The sequence below is a fragment of the Streptosporangium subroseum genome, assembly GCF_900188345.1.
GTDB classification, from domain to species: domain Bacteria; phylum Actinomycetota; class Actinomycetes; order Streptosporangiales; family Streptosporangiaceae; genus Streptosporangium; species Streptosporangium subroseum.
In genome coordinates this window covers 1-19,296 of sequence record NZ_FZOD01000050.1, presented here as the reverse complement: position 1 = coordinate 19,296, position 19,296 = coordinate 1, and the positions used below count along the sequence as shown (strand labels likewise).

7 protein-coding genes and 1 pseudogene are annotated in these 19,296 nt (G+C 64.1%); 7 read left to right on the top strand and 1 reads right to left on the bottom strand.

The genetic code is table 11. The features are described 5' to 3' along the window. Window positions 1–204: 204 nt before the first annotated feature. The 7 genes from CHC08_RS34375 (at window position 205) to CHC08_RS34350 (ending at window position 18,130) form a co-directional block, all read left to right on the top strand. The gene (locus tag CHC08_RS34375) at window positions 205–5,379 is read left to right on the top strand and encodes a DEAD/DEAH box helicase (protein WP_245878736.1); all 5,175 of its coding nucleotides are present in this window, start codon (window positions 205–207) and stop codon (window positions 5,377–5,379) included. Further along, entirely contained in the window at window positions 5,376–8,243 is a 2,868-nt protein-coding gene (locus CHC08_RS34370; protein ID WP_089211553.1) for a helicase-related protein, read from the top strand. Before CHC08_RS34375 ends, CHC08_RS34370 begins: the two co-directional genes overlap by 4 nt. After that, entirely contained in the window at window positions 8,240–12,328 is a 4,089-nt protein-coding gene (locus tag CHC08_RS34365; protein WP_089211552.1) for an Eco57I restriction-modification methylase domain-containing protein, read from the top strand. The genes CHC08_RS34370 and CHC08_RS34365 overlap by 4 nt, the downstream gene beginning before the upstream one ends. Window positions 12,329–12,336: 8 nt before the next feature. Continuing rightward, complete coding sequence (locus CHC08_RS34360; RefSeq protein ID WP_179282375.1) at window positions 12,337–14,394, top strand: McrB family protein; 2,058 nt, start codon at window positions 12,337–12,339, stop codon at window positions 14,392–14,394. Beyond that, a complete protein-coding gene (locus tag CHC08_RS34355) occupies window positions 14,391–15,614 on the top strand; it encodes an McrC family protein (protein ID WP_089211550.1) in 1,224 nt (407 codons plus the stop codon). The genes CHC08_RS34360 and CHC08_RS34355 overlap by 4 nt, the downstream gene beginning before the upstream one ends. 120 nt (window positions 15,615–15,734) lie before the next feature. After that, window positions 15,735–17,321, top strand: a complete 1,587-nt coding sequence (locus CHC08_RS48685) for a hypothetical protein (protein ID WP_143653446.1) — start codon at window positions 15,735–15,737, stop codon at window positions 17,319–17,321. A gap of 347 nt (window positions 17,322–17,668) precedes the next feature. Continuing rightward, window positions 17,669–18,130 (top strand): integrase, encoded by a 462-nt coding sequence (locus CHC08_RS34350; RefSeq protein ID WP_179282374.1) that lies wholly within the window; start codon window positions 17,669–17,671, stop codon window positions 18,128–18,130. A gap of 610 nt (window positions 18,131–18,740) precedes the next feature. On the opposite strand, the pseudogene CHC08_RS34345 reads toward CHC08_RS34350, so the two are convergent. After that, a pseudogene (locus CHC08_RS34345) lies at window positions 18,741–19,296 on the bottom strand (hypothetical protein); the annotation flags it as partial.

Genomic DNA, 19,296 nt, shown 5'->3' with positions numbered 1-19,296 from the left:
TCGCGTTCCCGCCGCTGCCGAGCGTGATCATATCGGCACAACGCGACAAATTTACACTGATACCGCAATGCAACATTCCAGTCGTGTACCAGGCGGTTCCGTTGGTCTACCTTTACGTGTTGGATCATCGGGGTTAAGCCGCGAAACGGGTTATTCACGGCCTGCCTAAACGGTTATCCCCGACATTTCTACTGAAAGGTAGCGGTGGCTCGGGGGATGGACGTCTTCCAGGTGCATGAGCGGCTCATCGCCGACTATGACGAGTTCACGACGTCGCTGGTCAGCGTTCGCGACCCGCGTATCGCCGCCTACCTGCAGGACGAGCGGGAAGCGCGGGTCCGCTGGCCCCATCCGTGGGTCTCCCTCAACCCAAGCTTCGCCAGTGGTGGCACCATCACCGAGCTGATCGCGCAAGGCGTGCTCCACCCCGCCTGCGAGCAGTACTTCCGCCCCAAGTCGGACGAGAACGACCCCGGCACGCGGACGATCACCCTCCACCAGCACCAGCGGGAAGCCGTCGAGGCAGCTCGCGACGGCCGTAGCTATGTGCTCACTACCGGAACCGGCTCGGGTAAGAGCCTCGCCTACATGGTGCCCATCGTCGACTCGATTCTGCGTGATCCCGCGCCGGGGCGGGTCAAAGCGATCGTCGTCTACCCGATGAACGCGTTGGCCAACAGCCAGCTTGAGGAGCTCACCCGATACCTGCAGTGGGGATTGCCCAAGGGGAGTCGGCAGGTGAGCTTCGAGCGCTACACCGGACAGGAAGGCGAGGAGCAGCGTGCCCGCATCCTCGCCCGCAAGCCCGACATCCTGCTCACCAACTACGTCATGCTGGAATACCTGCTGACCCGGCCCGCCGAGCGCAGGGATCTGATCGGTGCCGCACAGGGGCTGCGCTTCCTCGTTCTCGACGAGATGCACACCTACCGGGGCCGCCAGGGTGCTGACGTCAGTCTTCTCGTGAGGCGCCTGCGTGACGCCTGCATGGCACCCGACCTGCAATGCATCGGGACCTCGGCCACCATGGCCACCACTGAGACTTTCTCCGAGGCGCAGGATGTCATCGCCGGGGTGGCCACCAGGCTCTTCGGCATCGACGTCACTCCCGACCGGGTGATCGGCGAGACGCTCGTCCGTGCGACGGCCGACCGGCAGCCCAGCAAAGCCGAGCTTCGGGCCTCGATGAACGATGCGGGTGCCGACCGGTCGTACATGGAGCTGGCGCAGGATCCGCTGGCGAGCTGGATCGAATCGGAGTTCGGCCTGACGCGAGAGCAGGGCAGCGAGCGGCTGATCCGCCAGAAGCCCACCAAGGTCGCCGAGGCTTCCAAGACCCTGGCCGGGCTCGCCGATCGGTCAATGGACGAATGCGCCGAAGTCATCGAGAAGGTCCTCCAAGAGGGCGCCCGAGCGAGGCATCCGGAGACCACCCGGCCGCTGTTCGCCTTCCGGCTGCACCAGTTCCTCTCCAAGGGAGACACCGCTTACGTCAGCCTGGAACCCGAAGACGAGCGGTACATCACCAGCCAGTACCAGGTGAGCGTCCCCGGCCACCGCGAGAAGCTCCTCCTTCCGCTCGCCTTCTGCCGGGAGTGCGGCCAGGACTACCTGGTGGTGTCCCGGCGGAAGGACGGCACTTACGGTGCCCGCCAGGAGGCCAACGTGGCCGGCGGCGAGGCCGCCAACGGCTACCTGTACGTCAGCTCCGACCACCCCTGGCCCGCTGACCCCGTCGCTGCGGGCAGGCTCCCCGACTCGTGGCTGGAGCCGGCCGCGGACGGTGGCAGCCAGGTCCGAGTCACCCACAGGGACTACCTTCCGCGCGAAGTTTGGATCGGTCCCGGGGGCAGCGAGAGCCCTGTCGGCCAAGGTCAGCGAGCCTGGCACTTCCGCGAGCCCTTCAGGTTCTGTCTGCGCTGCCGGGTCTCCTACGAGCAGGTCAGGGGCAAGGACTTCGCCAAGCTGGCGACCTTCGCGAGCGAGGGCCGCAGCTCGGCCATGTCGATCATCAGCACGAGCATCGTCCGGAACCTGCGTGAACAGCAGAACCTCGACGAGAAGGCGCGCAAGCTGCTCACCTTCGTTGACAACCGGCAGGATGCGAGCCTGCAGGCGGGCCATCTCAACGACTTCGTCCAGGTGACCCAGGTGCGCGGCGCCGTCTACCGGGCCGCCGCGACGGTCGGGGACGACGGCTTGCGTCACGACGACGTGGCCCAGCGCGTGGCCAAGGCGCTGGACCTGCCGCTCACCGCGTACGCACAGAACCCCGATGTGAAGTTCGGCCAGCGCGAGCATGTGCTCAAAGCGCTACGCGGGGCCCTTTCCTACCTGATCTACGTCGACCTGGCGCGTGGCTGGCGTATCACCATGCCCAACCTGGAGCAGACCGGACTGCTGAAGTTCGACTACGTCGCCCTGGACGAGATCGCCGCCGACACCGAGTTCTGGGAGCAGACTCACGCGGCCCTGCGTGACGACGAACCGAGTCACCGCGCCGAACTCGCTCGCATCGTGCTCGACGAGATGCGCCGCGCGCTCGCGGTCGACGTGGACGTGCTCACGCTGGAGGGATACGAGCGGATCTTCAACCAGTCCGAGCAGCATCTGATCGGCGTGTGGGCGCTCGGCGATCCGGATGGGCGGGTCGGGGCCGCTACCGTCTTCGCTCAGTCGGGGCGTCCCGGAGAGAGCCGGGAACGTGTCAATTTCACCGGTCGATCCGCGCTCGGCCGCTACCTGCGCCGCTCCGGTGCCTTCCCGCATTTCCCGCACAAGCTCTCCGTCGACGACGCACAGCTGATCATCACCCAGTTGCTCTGGGTCATGGAGAAGTACGGCCTGCTCGTCCAGGTAGACCAGACCCGAGATGGTGCACGAGGCTACCGGGTCAAGTCCTCCGAGCTGATCTGGCGGGCGGGCAATGGCAAGGAGGGAGCCTCCGATCCGCTGCGCAAGACCGTCGACTCCGAAGTCGGTGTCCGGGTCAACGAGTTCTTCCGCGAGCTCTACGCCACTGTCGCGGCGGACCTGACCGGCATCCACGCGGCCGAGCACACAGCCCAGGTCCAGGCGGATGTACGCCAGGAGCGCGAGAGGCGCTTCCGTGACGGCACGCTGCCCCTGATGTACTGCTCGCCCACGATGGAGCTGGGCGTCGACATCGCCACCCTTAACTCCGTTGCGATGCGTAACGTCCCTCCCACTCCGGCCAACTACGCGCAGCGTTCGGGCCGTGCGGGACGGAGTGGCCAGCCCGCGCTGATCACCACATACTGCTCCACCGGCAGCCCGCACGATCAGTACTACTTCCGGCGTTCCGAGCAGATGGTCGCCGGCCGCGTTCAGCCGCCACGGCTGGACCTCACCAACGAGGACCTCGTCCGCTCTCACGTGCACGCCATCTGGCTTGCCGAGACAGGAGCCTCGCTGTACTCGCGGATGCCTGAGGTGCTCGATGTCTCCCTGGTGGATGAGCTGCCGATCCACGACAACCTGCGGCTCCAGCTGGAGGACGAGCAGGCGTTCCGTCGTGCCTTGCCTCGTGTGAAGAAGATGGTGGCCGATCTCCTGGCCAAGGAGCGCCTCGGCGACAGCGCCTGGTGGTACGAGGGCTGGGTCGAGCACACCATCCGCAACGCGGCCGCCGGATTTGACGCCGCCTGCGACCGGTGGCGAGACCTGTTCCGCGCGGCCACCGCCGAGCAAGCTGAACAGAACCGCCGGGTACTGGACCACGCGGCGACCCCGCAGTCCCGAAATCAGGCCCAGGGGCGGCGTCGCCAGGCGGAGAACCAGCTGCGGCTGCTGAAGAACGAGGACACTGACCGGCAGTTCAGCGACTTCTATACCTACCGCTACTTTGCCTCCGAGGGCTTCCTGCCCGGCTACTCCTTCCCGCGGCTCCCGCTGGCCGCCTATATCCCGGGGGAGAGGAAGAAGGCCAGCTACATTCAGCGCCCCCGGTTCATCGCGATCGGCGAGTTCGGTCCCGGCGCCCTCATCTATCACGAGGGCCGCCGCTACGAGGTGGCCAAGATCCAGGTGCCCGCAGGGGAGTCGGGGGAGGTCGCGACCTCCGAGGCGCGGATCTGCGCGGAGTGTGGCTACTGGCACGACCGCGAAGCGGGCACCGAGGAGTGCGAGGAGTGCGGGGTTGAACTGGGCGGGTCGCTCTCCGGTCTGATGCACCTGCAGACCGTCCACACGATCCGCCGCCAGAGGATCTCCTCAGACGAGGAGGAGCGGCGCAAGGCCGGCTTCGATCTGAAGACGAGCTACCGCTTCAGCACCCATGGCAGTCGTTCCGGCCGTCTCAAGGCGGCCGTCAAGGGGACGGACGGTCCGCTGGCCGAGCTGATCTACGGTGACACCGCGACCGTCCGCATCATCAACCAGGGCCGCCGTGGACGTAAGAACCGCAATGACATCGGCTACTGGCTGGACCCGGTCAAGGGCCGGTGGGTGAAGGACTCCGACGCGGCCAACCAGGCGCCGGAGGACGCGGGCCTGATCTCCATGGAGAAGGCACAACGGATCAGCAAGGTCGTCCCCTTCGTGGAGGACCGGAAGAACATCTGCGTCATCCGGCTCGCCGAACAGGTCGACGACTCCCTCGCTACCACCCTGCGGTACGCGCTGGAGCGCGGCATCGAGGCGGAGTTCCAGCTAGAAGATGCCGAACTCAGCAGTGAGCCGCTGGACGACCCGCAGGGGCGCGCCCGGATGCTCTTCATCGAGAGTGCCGAGGGTGGGGCCGGCGTCCTCCGCAGACTCCACGACGAGCGCGGTGCCCTCCGCAGGGTCGCGGCCAAGGCTCTCGACATCATCCACATCGACCCTGAGACGGGCGAGGACCGCGGCCACGCCCCCGGGGCTCGCGAGCGCTGCGAACGCGGCTGCTACGACTGCCTCCTCTCTTACACCAACCAGTGGTGGCACGAAAAGATCGACCGGCAGAGCGTCGTGAAGATCCTCCGCAATCTCGCCGAATCGGATACCGAGCCGTCGGGCGGCCACCGGACTGTCGAGGAGCACGTCGGCGCCCTCCGTGACTCCGCCGACAGCGAGCTGGAGCGGAGCTTCGTCGACTTCCTGCGGGAACGCGACTACCGGCTACCGGACGGATCTCAGGAGATCGTCGCGGGTGCCCGGGCCAAACCAGACTTCCTGTACCGCATGCAGGCCGGAAATGTCGCGATCTTCGTTGATGGGCCGCACCACGATTTCCCGAATGTGAGCGAGCGCGACATGCAGGCAGAAGACCGGCTGATGGATCTGGGCTGGTTGGTTATCCGATTCAGACATGACGAGGAGTGGGACGAGATCGTGCGCAGATACCCGAGCGTCTTCGGCACCGGCAGGAGGAGCCGATGAGCCACACCGCAGGGTCTCTCGTCGCCGCCCGCGGACGTGAATGGGTCGTCCAGCCCGGCAGCGACGACCACTTCCTTATGGTGCGTCCACTCAACGGCGACACAGATTTCGAGGCGTGCCTGTTCGCGGACGAGGTTACGGACGCCACCTTCCCACCGCCCACGGCGGACGAAGTCGGCGACAGCGTCGCGGCGGGCCTGCTCCGTACGGCACTGCGGATCGGTTTCACCTCGGGCGCAGGGCCGTTCCGTTCCCTGGCCTCCATTGCCGTGGAGCCGCGCCAGTACCAGCTCGTCCCGCTGCTGCTCGCTTTACGCATGGAAACGGTCAGGCTGCTCATTGGCGACGACGTTGGCATCGGCAAGACCATCGAAGCAGGCCTGATCGCCAAGGAGCTTCTGGAACGCGGCGAGGCGTCCGGCCTGACAGTGCTCTGCGCGCCCGCGCTGGCGGAGCAGTGGCAGGCGGAGCTGCGCGACAAATTCGCCATTGAGGCGACACTCGTGCTGGCCTCCACCGCGACCCGGCTGGAGCGCGAACTCCGGCTGGACGAGTCCATCTTCGACCGGCATCCGATCACCGTGGTCTCCACCGATTTCATCAAGGCCGACCGGCGCTATCAGCAGTTCGTCCGAACCTGCCCGGACCTGGTCATCGTGGATGAGGCCCATACTTGCGTCTCCGCGGGGTCGTCCAGCAAGCAGAGCCAGCTCCGCTACCGGCTGCTGCAAGAGCTCGCGGCCGACCCGCTCCGGCACCTGCTCCTGGTCACCGCGACGCCGCACAGCGGCAAGGAGGAAGCCTTCCGCGACCTCATCGCTCTGCTTGACCCGGCGTTGGCCTCTGTGGACCTTGACAGCGTCAAGGGCCGCGAGGCGCTTGCCCGGCACTTCGTCCAGCGCCGTCGCCGCGACATCCGTCGTTACCTGGATGAGGAGACGCCCTTCCCGCAGGACCGTCAGGTCCGCGACGTCTCGTACTCGCTCACCGGCGAGTACGGCAAGCTCGCCCGCCAGGTACTCGCCTACGCCCGGGAGACCGTCCGCAAGCCTGGCGCGGGTCTGCGCCAGCGGGTCTCCTGGTGGTCGGCACTGGCCATGCTGCGCTCGGTGGCCTCGTCCCCTCGGGCCGCCGCCGAGACCCTGAAGACCCGTTCGGCCACTGTCGCCGCCGAAAACGACACCGAGGCCGACGAGCTCGGCCGCTCCAGCGTCCTCGACCTCACCGACGAGGAGGCCCTCGAGGGCCTCGACGCCGCCGCCGGCGCGCTCACCGAGACCGAGGACGAGGACGACTCGGCGTCGCCGGACACCGAACGCTTGCGACGCATGGCCCGCGCATTCCTCAAGATCGAAGGCCCGCAGGACGACGCGAAGCTCGCCGCGCTGATCAACGAGGTCAAGGCGCTGCTCGCCGACGGCTACGACCCGATCGTGTTCTGCCGCTTCATCCCCACCGCCCAGTACGTCGCCGAACACCTGGCCAAGGCGCTCGGCAAGAAGGCCCACGTCCGCCACGTCACCGGGCAGCTTCCTCCGGAGGCGCGGCAGAAGGTCATCAGCGAGCTCGCCGAGGAACCCGGCAGGCACGTCCTCGTCGCGACCGACTGCCTCTCTGAGGGGGTCAACCTCCAGGAGAGCTTCCAGGCGGTCATCCACTACGACCTGGCGTGGAACCCGACCCGGCACGAGCAGCGCGAGGGTCGCGTCGACCGGTTCGGCCAGCGCAGCCCCCTGGTGCGCGCGGTCACTCTCTACGGCCAGGACAACGGCATCGACGGAGTCGTGCTCGACGTGCTTATCCGCAAGCACCGCACCATCGCCCGCCGCACCGGTGTCGCCGTACCCGTCCCGACCGGCAGTGAAGACGTTGTGAAGTCGCTGATCGAGGGCCTGCTTCTACGGAATGAGGAGAACCAGGACCAGCTCGACCTCGACTTCGGAGTGACCAAGACGCGCGATCAGATGCACCGGGCCTGGGAGAGCGCCGCGGACCGCGAGTCCAAGGCCCTCACCAAGTACGCCCACTCCGGTGTCAAACTCGACGAGGTCCAACGGGAGGTCGTGGAGATCCGCGCGGCCCTCGGCAGCTCCGCAGACGTCTCGCGCTTCGCCCGTGACTCACTCTCCGGCTTCGGGGCGATCATCGAACCCCGCGCCGACGGCTTCCACGCCGACACTCGCCAGTTCCCGATCTCGGTACGCCACGCGCTCGGCCTCACCGCCAACGGTAAGACCGCGAACCTGGACTTCCACCTGGATATCCCCGCCCCGGTGGGCACGCACGCGCTGGTCCGCACCGACCCCATGGTCCGCAACCTGGCCCGGACGGTCCTGGACTCGGCACTTGACGCGGAAGGGCCGGCCCGCCGCTGCGGAGTGATTCGTACGGACTCTGTCAGCGCGCGCACCACACTGCTCCTCGTCCGCTACCGCTTCCACGTCACACTGCCCGGCCGTACCGGAACCCGCACCCTGGTCGCCGAGGATGCCCAGGTCGTCGGCTACCGGGCCGGAGCCGATGGACGGGAGTGGCTGACCGACGACGAGGTCACCGAACTGCTCACTGCGAGACCCGCCAACACTCTGCCCGAACTAGTCCGGCGCACAGCCGAACGGGCCATCGCTGAGCTCGTCACCGAGACCGTGGGCGAGGAAACCGGCGAGGCCAGCCGGGAACTGTCCCCGGAGTTCGCCGCCGAGCTGGGCGCCCGCGGCGACGTGCTCGCCACAAAACTCGCAGAATCCCACCAGCGGGTCCGCGGCGCCGTCGGCGCGGGCACGAGAGGACTGAAGGTGACCGCCAACCACCCCGCCGACGTTCTCGGCGTCTACGTCTACCTTCCGGCTGGCGGTGCGCGATGAGGAGCGCCTATCTCGCCGTCGACGTAGCGGGCAGCCTCATCCCGCAGGACGTGCTCTCCCGCATCGCCGCCGCCGACCGGGATCTCCCCGGTATGCGATCCGAGGACTACCACCTCGCGGCGGCCGAACGCCTCGGCGATGCCGCCAGCCGCCGCTGGGAGTACCTGCTCGGCGCCTACCGCGCCTTCCGTGAGCGCATGGACAAGCTCCCCGAGAGCGACCCCGCCACGTCGGTCACTCGGGACCGCTGGCTGCTCATCCTCCTGAACGAATTCGGCTTCGGCCGAGTTCCGTTCAACCGTGGGAGCATCAGCGCAGGGGAGAAGGAATTCCCCGTCTCACACCTCTGGCGCAGCGTGCCCATGCACCTGCTCGGGTGGAACACTCCGCTCGACCGGGGCACCACCGGAGTCGCCAAGCGCGCCCCGCAGTCGATGCTGCAGGAGTTCCTCAACCTCTCGGACGACCACCTGTGGGGCGTGCTCTCCAACGGTCGGCAGCTCCGCATCCTCCGTGACTCCACTGCGCTCGTCGGCTCCGCGTACGTCGAGTTCGACCTCGAAGTAATCTTCGACGGCGAGCTGTACTCGGAATTCGTGCTGCTCTACACGCTGCTCCACGCCTCACGCTTCGAGCTGATCGCAGGAGACGACTCCACACCCACCTACGCGGACTGCTGGCTGGAGAAATGGCGCGCGTTCGCCGCGGAAACCGGCCTGCGCGCCCGCGACCAGCTCCGCGACGGCGTCAAGGAGGCACTGGAGGCGCTCGGCACCGGCTTCCTGATCGCCAACCCCAAGCTCCGGGAGCAGCTCTCCTCCGGCAGGCTCAGCCGGGAAGAACTCCATCACGAGCTGCTGCGTCTGGTCTACCAGCTCATCTTCATCTTCGTCGCCGAGGACCGCGGCGCCCTGCTCGACCCGGACGCGCAACAGGACGCCAAGGACCGCTACGCCGACTATTTCTCCAGCCGCCGCCTGCGCCGCCTGGCAGTACGCCGCTCGGGCGACCGGCACGGGGACCTCTGGAAAACGGCAGTCATGGTCATCAAGGCCCTGGGTGCCGATGATGGCTTACCTGAGCTCGGCCTTCCCGGTCTCGGCGGCCTGTTCTTCCGTACGGCCGGCGCATCGCAGAGCTTGACCGATGAACCGCTGCCCGACCAGCTGCTGTGGTGCGATCTGCCCAACGAGGCGCTGCTCACCGCAGTGCGGACGATGTCGACAGTCCGGGCCAAGGACGGCCGCCCGCGCGACGTCGACTACCAGCACCTCGGGGCCGAGGAGCTCGGCAGCATCTATGAGTCGCTGCTCGAGCTCGTGCCGTATGCCGAGTCGAACGGCATGGGGCCGAGGTTCGAGCTGCGAGAGAAGGTATCCGGCAACGACCGTAAACTTACCGGGTCGTACTACACGCCCAGCTCGCTCATCGAGTCACTGCTCGACACCGCGCTCGACCCGGTCATCGATGAGCACGCTAGGTCCGGCGTGGCCGACGACCTCCTCAAGATTACGGTCTGTGACCCCGCTTGTGGCTCCGGCCACTTCCTCGTCGCCGCCGCCCGGCGGATCGCCAAGCGCTACACGGCGATGGTGACCGGAGAGGACGAGCCGGTGCCGTCGGCTGTGCGCGAGGCCATGCGGAAGGTCGTCGCGAAATGTATCTATGGCGTGGACATCAACCCCCTCGCCGCCGAACTGGCCAAAGTGTCGCTGTGGATCGAGTCGCTGGAGCCCGGCAAGCCGCTGGCGTTCCTCGACGCCCACGTCAAGGTCGGCAACGCCCTGCTGGGGACCACCCCGAGGCTCGTCGCCGCCGGTATCCCCGACGGCGCCTTCAAGCCGATCGAGGGCGACGACAAAAGCGTCGCGAGTGAGCTCAAGAAGCAAAACGCCTGGGAGGTTCAGCGCGCTTCACGGGAGTCCGGCCAGGCCCGGCGCGCAGAGCAGGAGGCGCTGTTCGACGAGTCCGCCAGCAACGAGAAGCTCGCGGAACAGGCACGCGCGCTGGCCGCCACGCCGGTCTCCAGCGTCGCTGATGTGAGGGAGCAGGAGCGGCGCTTCCAGGAGTTGGAGAATTCGGATGATCTCAGACGGGCTCGCCTGGCCGCCGACGCGTGGTGTGCGGCGTTCGTGTGGCGCAAGCATGCCGAGGCTCCTGAAGCCATCACCACCGCCACCGTTCGCGGCCTGGAGGCCGGCGCCCCCCTGGTGCCGGGGCGGGCCGAGGAACTGCGGCGGCTGACCGAGCAGTACCGCTTCTTCCACTGGCACCTGGAGTTCCCCGACGTCTTCCGCATGGGCGGCTCCGGCCCCGACCTCAACCCCGACACCGGCTGGGAAGGCGGCTTCACCTGCATTCTGGGTAATCCCCCGTGGGAAAAGGTCGAGTTCAAGGAGCGAGAGTTTTTCGCGCCTCGTAACAAAAAGATTGCGACTGCCAAAAACGCCGCCGCAAGGAAGAAAGCCATCACGGAACTAGCGACCAGCGAGGAAGAGGTAGACCGGCAACTTCATGCCGAGTTCCTACGCGAACTGCGCACACCATCAGCATTGACAAGTTTCCTCAAGTCATCGGCTCGCTATCCACTGACGGGCATGGGCCGCCTCAACACCTATGCGGTCTTCGCAGAGGCTGGCCGGATACTGATCTCCCCGACCGGCCGAATTGGCATGGTGCTTCCTACAGGGATCGCGACCGACGCCACTACCCAATTCTTCTTCGGTAACCTCGTGGCAACCAATACGCTTGCCTCGCTGTACGACTTCGAAAATGAAGAAAAGCTTTTTTCGAACGTCCACCATTCATTCCGATTCTGCCTTTTGACCGGTGCTGGCAAACGTTCCCCTCAAGAGCGAATCAACTTGGCATTCCGGCTGCGGAAAATCGCGCATATCGACAACCGGCAGTTTACTCTCACGCCCGACGAGATCAATCTGATCAACCCCAACACAGGCACCTGTCCGGTATTCGAACATCAGAGGAACGCTGACATTACGCTCGGCATCTACCGGCGAGTTCCGGTGCTGCGACAGGAACACAGCAGTGGGGAGAGGGGCGACCCTTGGAACCTGTCGTTCATGCAAGGCGTTTTCAATATGGCTAGCGACTCAGATCTCTTCCGCCCTAATGCGGGTGAGGGCGAAACATTAGAGTCAATGCTTGCCGACGGGTGGGGGCTTGAAGGTAACTCCCTTATACGAGACGGCGAGCGACTGCTTCCGCTTTACGAAGCGAAGATGGTGCACCATTTCGACCATCGGTTCAGCACTTATCTGAATGCCACTCAGGCAGAGCTCAACGTCGGGACTCTTCCCCGATCCTCCCCTGAACAGAAAAGCGACCCAACCTACTCCGTACTCCCGCAATACTGGGTTCCCGAAAAGGCTGTTGCTTCCAGACTTGCCGCTAAGTCATGGCACAAGGGCTGGCTTCTCGGCTGGAGAAAAATTTCTCGAAGTGCAAACATTCGAACTTTTATTTGCAGCCTACTTCCCGTTGCTGGAGCAGGAGACAGTTTTTTACTCGCCCTCGCACGTCATGATATGGCAGCGATGCTCTACGCCAACCTAGCATCTCTGGTCTTGGATTTCGTAGCACGCCAGAAAGTGGCTGGAACCAACATCACTTTCAACTACGTAACCCAACTCGCCGTACTACCGCCCGCCTCGTATGAACAGCAATGCCCATGGCAACTAGAATCCCGACTAGACCACTGGGTAAGAGTTCGAGTGCTAGAGCTCTCCTATACGGCTTATGGTATGGAATCATTCGCCCGGGATATGGGAGATAAGCGAGCGCCATTCGTTTGGGAGGAGGAGCGGCGAGCATTGCTCCGGGCTGAACTCGACGCCGCATTCTTTCACCTCTACGGTGTCAGCCGGGACGACGTGGACTACATCATAGACACGTTCCCAATCGTCAAGCGCAAGGACGAGGCTACGTATGGCGAATACCGCACCAAGCGGCTGATCCTTGAGATCTACGACGCCATGCAGGACGCTGTCGACGGACGTAAGCCATACCAGACGCTGCTCGACCCACCCCCCGGCCACGGCCCCCGCCACGAGGGACGGGACGCATGACAGCGCCTATGGCTTCAAGGACGGAACTCACCAGGAAGATCCTGTTCGAAGCGGCCCAGGTGCTGGCGGAGCATCCCGAAGGCATACCCGTCTCCGAGCTGTGGCCCCTGATCAACGCGCGTTTACCAGAGGTGGCGGAGCAGTGGAAGCACGGTGGCGTCGACAGCAACACCCCTGAGATCGCACTCCGTTTTAAGAGCGGCGGCCTGGTCAAGTCCGGCTGGGTGATCAAGTCACACGGCCGCTGGTACCTGACCGCGCTCGGCCGGATCGCACTCAATAAGCATCCCGGTGTGCCGTCGTTCATTGCGGCTTCCCACGCCGGCTATCAGTACTGGGACCAGCACAAGACGGGGTTCGAGACGGCCAAGCGGTTGGTGGAAGCCGTACCGGAGGGCAGCTGGGTCGCTGCGAGGGATCTCGCGACGCAGGCCGGGTTGGATGAAACACGCCTGGTGGCGTTGCTTCAGGGTGAGCGTCCCGAGGGCTGGCACCGAATCCTGGATGCCGACGGTGGCGTGCCGGACGCTGCCCATGCCGATGAAGAACTGCGGACGAAGTGGCAGCGGCTGCTCGAAGACGAGGGCCTTCATGTTGTGCTCGGCCGAGTCCCGCCTGCGCGCCAGATTCTGGGGGCGGACCTGCAGCAGATCGTGATAGACGATCCGGACGGCGGAGAGGGGCCCGAACGCCCCCGGAGGGCCTGGCTGGTGCGCGGCTCGAACGTGCGCGGCGAGAGTTTGATAGGCGATTGGCTTGCGGATAGATACTGCTCGCTTCCCGCGTCGAAGCTGCGGGAGCTGCCGGCAGGGTCTTCTCAAGACGTCATCCGAGCGGTGGTGGATGAGGACTACGCGCACGGGTCGTATAACGACAAGCTGAAGAAGACCGCTGAGTTCTACGCGTTCCTCACGCGAATGCGCGACGGCGACCTGGCCCTCAGCAACGATGGCGGAAAAATCTACGTCGGACATCTCCGCGGCGAGCCGGCGTTCCGGGCCAGCGTGGGAAACCGGGCGAACCTGCAGCGGCCGGTCACCTGGTTGAACGCGGACGCCCCGCTCGACTTCGGCGATTTGCCGGATGAGATGTCCGCCAAGCTGGCCACCCAGCATGACGTGCTCGACCTCACCGAGTTCGTCGACGACCTGGAGCGGCTCATCGGGCCGGGATCAGCCAGGGCTCGAGAGTTCGCCCTTCCGGACGTCACAGCGGAGCTGGCCGTCGAGCTGCTGGTCGACCAAGAATGGCTGCAAGAATGCGTCGAGCTGCTCCGAGACCGGCCACAATTGATCCTGTACGGCCCGCCGGGCACGGGGAAGACGTACATCGCGCAGCATCTCGCCCAGCACCTTTCCATGGGCAAGCGCGAGAACGTGAAACTGGTCCAGTTCCACCCCGCATACTCCTATGAGGACTTTTTCGAAGGCTTCCGCCCCGTCCAGACGCCCGATGGGCAGGGGGTGATGTTCAAGCCGTTGCCCGGTCCGCTGCTGCGGCTAGTGGATGCCGCCCGGCAGCGTCCGGAGGAGCCGTTCGTCCTCATCATCGACGAGATCAACCGGGGCAACCTCGCCAAGATCTTCGGCGAGCTCTACTTCCTGCTGGAATACCGGAAGAAGGCCATCGACCTGCTCTACTCCTCGGCCGACGAGACCGGTACCCCGTTCACGCTGCCAGAAAACCTGGTCATTCTGGGCACGATGAACACGGCCGACCGGTCGATCGCTTTGGTCGACGCGGCCATGCGACGCCGATTCGCCTTCGTTGAGCTTCACCCGGAGGAGACCCCGACCCGGGACGTGCTTCGTCGCTGGCTTGTCCGCCATGAGTTCTCGGATGAGGCGGCGCGGCTGCTAGACGAGCTGAACGCCAGGATCGAGGACCGCGACTTTAAGATCGGCCCGTCGTATCTGATGCGCCCGGGGATCTACCAGGACCCGAAGGGGTTCGCGCGGGTGTGGCGCACGCAGATCCTGCCGCTGCTCGAAGAGCACCACTACGGCGACGGCATCGGTGTGGCTGAGCGCTACGGGCTGGAGACGCTGCGGCGGCGGCTGTCGTGATTTCTCTCGTGGAGGGTGGCCCGCCGCGCGAGTTCGAGTTGACGGCGGAGCAGGCGGCGGCCCTGGTCGCGGCGGGAGCCGTACGGATCTCTCCCGGACCGCGTGCCGGGCTGTGGCGGATCCGCGACAACGGGTATGTCGGCGCCGCGACGATCGGCGGCGTCGAGGTGCGGATCAGGCCGAAGATGCCGATCGACCGGCTGCTCTTCCTCTTAGGGTACAGCCGGTCGGTGCGGGGCTGGCGGCAGGAGGAGGTGGACGCTGGCGAGCATCAGGACCTGCTGCCCGCGCTCGCGCATGCCTTCGCCCGTGCCGCCCACCAGGCGCTGGGGCAGGGCGTCCTGCAGGGATACCTCGAGATCGAGGAGTCGTCGCAGGTGGTCCGGGGGCGGATGCGCGAGGCGGACCAGGTCCGGCGCAGGTACGGCCTGCCGCTCCCGGTCGAGGTGCGCTATGACGAGTTCACGGTGGACATCGCGGAGAACCAGTTGCTCCTGGCGGCCGCGTCTCGTCTGCTGCGCCTCCCCGGCCTTGCCGTCTCGACCCGGAGAATGCTGCGGCACGTGCTGGCGCGGCTGGCCGGAGTGTCGGCGCTGGTGCGGGGCATGCCGCTGCCGGTATGGCATGCCAGTCGGTTGAACGGGCGCTACCACACAATGCTGCGGCTTGCGGAGTTAGTACTGCGCGGCCGCTCCTACGAGCTTGACGACGGCACGGCGATACGTGTGGACGGATTGCTGATTGAGATGTGGCGGATCTTCGAAGGCTTCGTCACCGTGGCGCTGTCGGAGGCCTTCCAGCCGTACGGCGGGCGAACGGCTCTGCAGGACTGGCGCCATCATCTCGACCACGGAAAGAGAGTGCCGCTCCGGCCTGACCTAGTCTGGTACGCCATCGACCCCGATGGCGTCGAACGGCCTGCCGCTGTAGTGGACGCCAAGTACAAGATCTCTACCGGGCCGGACGGGCACAACGGCGATCTCTACCAGATGCTCGCCTACTGCACCGTGCTAGGCCTGCGGCGCGGCCATCTCGTTTACGCCAAAGGGGACGCAGAGCCGTACCTGCATGTGGTGCGCCGAGCCGGGATCGAGATCATGCAGCACGCTCTCGATCTGACGTTGCCGCCTACGGAACTGCTTGCCGCGGTGGAAGAGCTGGCGGGCTCAATCATTCGGCACGGTGCCAATAGTGGGCTCATACCTGTTGGTCCACGGTGAGCGCAAGGCCGTCGCCCGGCGTTGTGTGAAGCTCGGCCCACAAATGCGGGAGATCAAACCTAGGAGTTGTCCTAGGTAGAACGCATCATGGCGGGCTGCTGCTCAAGGGAGGAGTAGGAATTGCCAAAGAAGAGAAGCTACTCCCAAAGGTTGGGAACCGCGGGAGAGAACGCCTTCCGCATATTTTGCCAGCAGAACCTTATCGTTCCCAATAAACTGGAAGAGGATTTTGGGATCGACTTCCTTTGTCAGGTCGACAATGCCACAAATTACAGGGAGACGGGGATTATTGGAGGTTCGATAATTGGTGCTTGTGTGCGAGCGGTCGATAACCCGGATGGCCGAATAAAGCTATCCAGGGCGGATGCTGAAGCGTTACTCCTTGCCCAATTTCCAATGCTTGTAATTATGGTCAAGCTGGATGGCATCAGTAATGCTGATGTCTACTACAGGTTTGTTGATCAGGAATTTGCTATTCAGTTATCAGAACTCCTGGCCTCCGAGAAGACGTCGACCTCTTTTACGTCTGATCGATTTAAAACAGCACAGTCGTTCAAGAATGACCTAGGGGCCGCTATCGCCCCTGGCTACGTTGAGAGAATCAAAGCTATAGTTGCCGAAAGATCGGTCTCATCCTTGCTGGGTGATGCTCAAATCGAAGTACGAAGAACGCCCGAAAGGCAGACTACACTAGTAACTGCGATCGACCTGTACGCCTATTTTGAGCAAGGCACAAAGGAAGAGCGGAGGGCACTCTATCTAGCGACGTTTGGTGCACCGGATTTCCGTACGGAGAGGATAAGCAAGCTTGCCGTTAAAGCTAAGCTTCTAGGCAGCCTTTCTCAGCTGCCTCGACCATACGTGCTTCGAGGGTTCACGGTTGATGAGCCAATTATCGTGAGGGTTGAAGGTCCGGCAGGTGCGTCTAGCTGTGAGTTCTTGAGAACGTCAAATGCTCATCATTTTGGCTTGGTCCACCAAGCGGGCTTTTCCCTTACTATATCCCGACGAAAAAAGAGCAAAGGTGTATGGGTTCACAAGATGGATGTTCTTGTAGATCCAGACGCCGCCTGCTATCTCGAAGACTGGCCGGAACTCGCTGAATTCCTCAGCAAGTGTATGCCGGGTGCTCGGATCTCCTTCGGAGAGCCTGCTGAATTCGAAATTGAGGTTGACTACTTCCGAGACATAGGAAAGTGCGTCGATTTCGCTAGAGCATTGAATTTGGCTGGGACTCTAGATGGATGGGATGAAGGTCCTATCCCGCTTCAAGAATTCGATGCCAAGGAATCCAGAAACACCGCTTTTTGGCTGGCATCGATAGGACAGAATCAGTCCGCGTTACAAGGGTTCGGACTTCAATGGGTCACTGTCGATGTTACGAAGCTAGCCACCAAAAGGGCAATCATTTGGACTCCAGTCGTGTCCAATACTGCAAAACACTCCATCATCTCATGGGTAGAGAGCCAGGGAGAGATCTACATGCATGTTGGGGATGCCTGCGGCTTTAAGCTGACCAACTATTTGTCATGTGAGCTTGAAGTGGTTGAGAAAATCCGAAAGTCAAGTAAGTGGCCCGAGATATTTATATCAAGAGGCTTCCCGGTTGCAGCAATCGAGTCGGAGAAGGCGGTAAGGATGAACGTGGACTATCCACATTTGGAGGATATCCATGTGATCTGGAAGGCTTACGAACCCATGGAATAGTCGGTAAGCATGCAATGGCTATTTGTTGATCCGTCTTCAACCAGTGCGTTCCGTTGGTGATCTCCTCGTCGGGCGGACGCAGTCATGCCGGGCCGGACGCCTGGGGTCAAGCCGTCGTTCACTGTGTACATGCTTCCCGCTGACCTTCCTCTCCGGCTGGTTATCCTGCCCGCACTCGACAGCTTGACCCCAGGCGTCCGGTCTGGAATCCCTTCGGGGTGGCCGACGAGGAGATGATCGCCCCTCCACGCGAGCTTGTGGGTGCCCAGAATTCAGCCGCTGGGTGTGACCTGGGGTTTTTCGTTCGGCGTGCAGGCCCGGCTTTGGGACCGGCAGGATTTGGGTTTGTGGCTCTGCGACTGATTTATCTGATCTTCATCCGGTTCTTCGGTGCCCTTGCTCTCCTCGTACGCTCGGATGTCTCCAAGGAAGCCGAGATCCTGGTGCTTCGTCGTCAGGTCGCACGGGCCAAACCATCGCGGGCCGACTGGGCCCTGATCTCGGCGCTAGCCCGCCTGCTTCCGAAACCGCGCCGGATCGGGCTACTGTTCACACCTGGCACGTTGCTTCGCTGGCATGCCGATCTGGTGAAGCGGCGCTGGACCTACAAGCGCACGACACCCGGTCGCCCGCCGACCCGGCCGACAATCCGCGCGCTGGTGCTGCGCCTGGCGGCGGAGAACCCAACCTGGGTTACCGCGGAATCGCTGGGGAACTGGCCGGTCTGGGTCGGAACGTGGGCGCTTCCACGGTCTGGAAAATCCTGCACACGGCCCAGCATCGCCCCTGTCTCGCGGCGGTCCGGGTGAAGTGGCCCATGGTGAAATCGACCGCTGACCTCGCACTTTTCGGATGTGACTATCTCTCCGTCCAACTCCTGGGAGCTGGGGGTAGAGAATGTCGACGCTGCCTGATGCGCGGATTTGTGAATATTGTCGTCAACCGCACCCCCTTGCCCGGTGGCAAGGCCTGAGGAACGAAGGCCGCGGCAGCGATCGCCCCAACCACATATGACAGCAGCGAAGTGAGCGATCGTCAGGGCCTTCTGGACGCCTCTTGAGAGTGTTCGAAGGCCGGCAAGGCTCGACGCGGGAAGCAAAAGGCAGTGGCAGTGCTCCGGGTACTTCGTTTGTTTCGTGCGCTTGGTAGTCGTTAGCGCGTGGGTGGCGCTGGTCGCGACCGGCCGAAGAGCCGCAGCGCGGCCAGCGATCGCCCAACGCGCGGCGAGACGCCGCAGGCGGATCGCCTTTAAAAGCGAATAGATAAGTTACGTTCGATCTTGAAGTGGGATCTGTCGGACTGCCGAACATGGCTGTGACGCAGTAGCTTGCCTGAGTCTTAGGGGACAGCCTGAATCCTGTGGCGCCCGACGAGAGACATGGTGGCGAGCCGTCGGGGTTGGGTACGCGGGAGCAAAGCCTATGGGTCCATTTTCCAGATGGCGCCGTTTGAGAACGGCATCTTCTCGTCCTCGGTCCCGTCCTGGCCGACGGCCCATACCGTCGATGCTCCGGGACGACGGGCGAGCTGTGCCACCGTCCGGCCGCCCAAGGGTCCACGGGTGATCGGGTGGTTTTCCCACTCCCCGCCGGTGAAGTGGGCCAGGTTACGAGGGGTGGTTGCCCAGAGGCCGCCGGCGCCGTCAGAGACGATGCTTCTAATGGGGGACCGTTCGGGCATGACCTTGACCGTCCATCGGACGCCGTCCCATTTCATCAGCACCGGTCTGATGCACGTCATCTCCTCTTCACCGCAGATCCAGTACATCGTGCCGAGCACCCACACCTCCCCTTGGTCGCCGACGGCGATGTCGCTCACGCTCGTCTCGCCTTGGTCCTTGTACACGCGCGGAATGGGCGGCCGGGGAACCGGCCTCCATTCACGGCCGGTCCATCGGGCAAGCGCGGGATGGCCGTCTTTCTCTCCCGCGATCCACAGGGCGCCGGATTCCGCTCCTTCCAGGGCGCCGATGTGC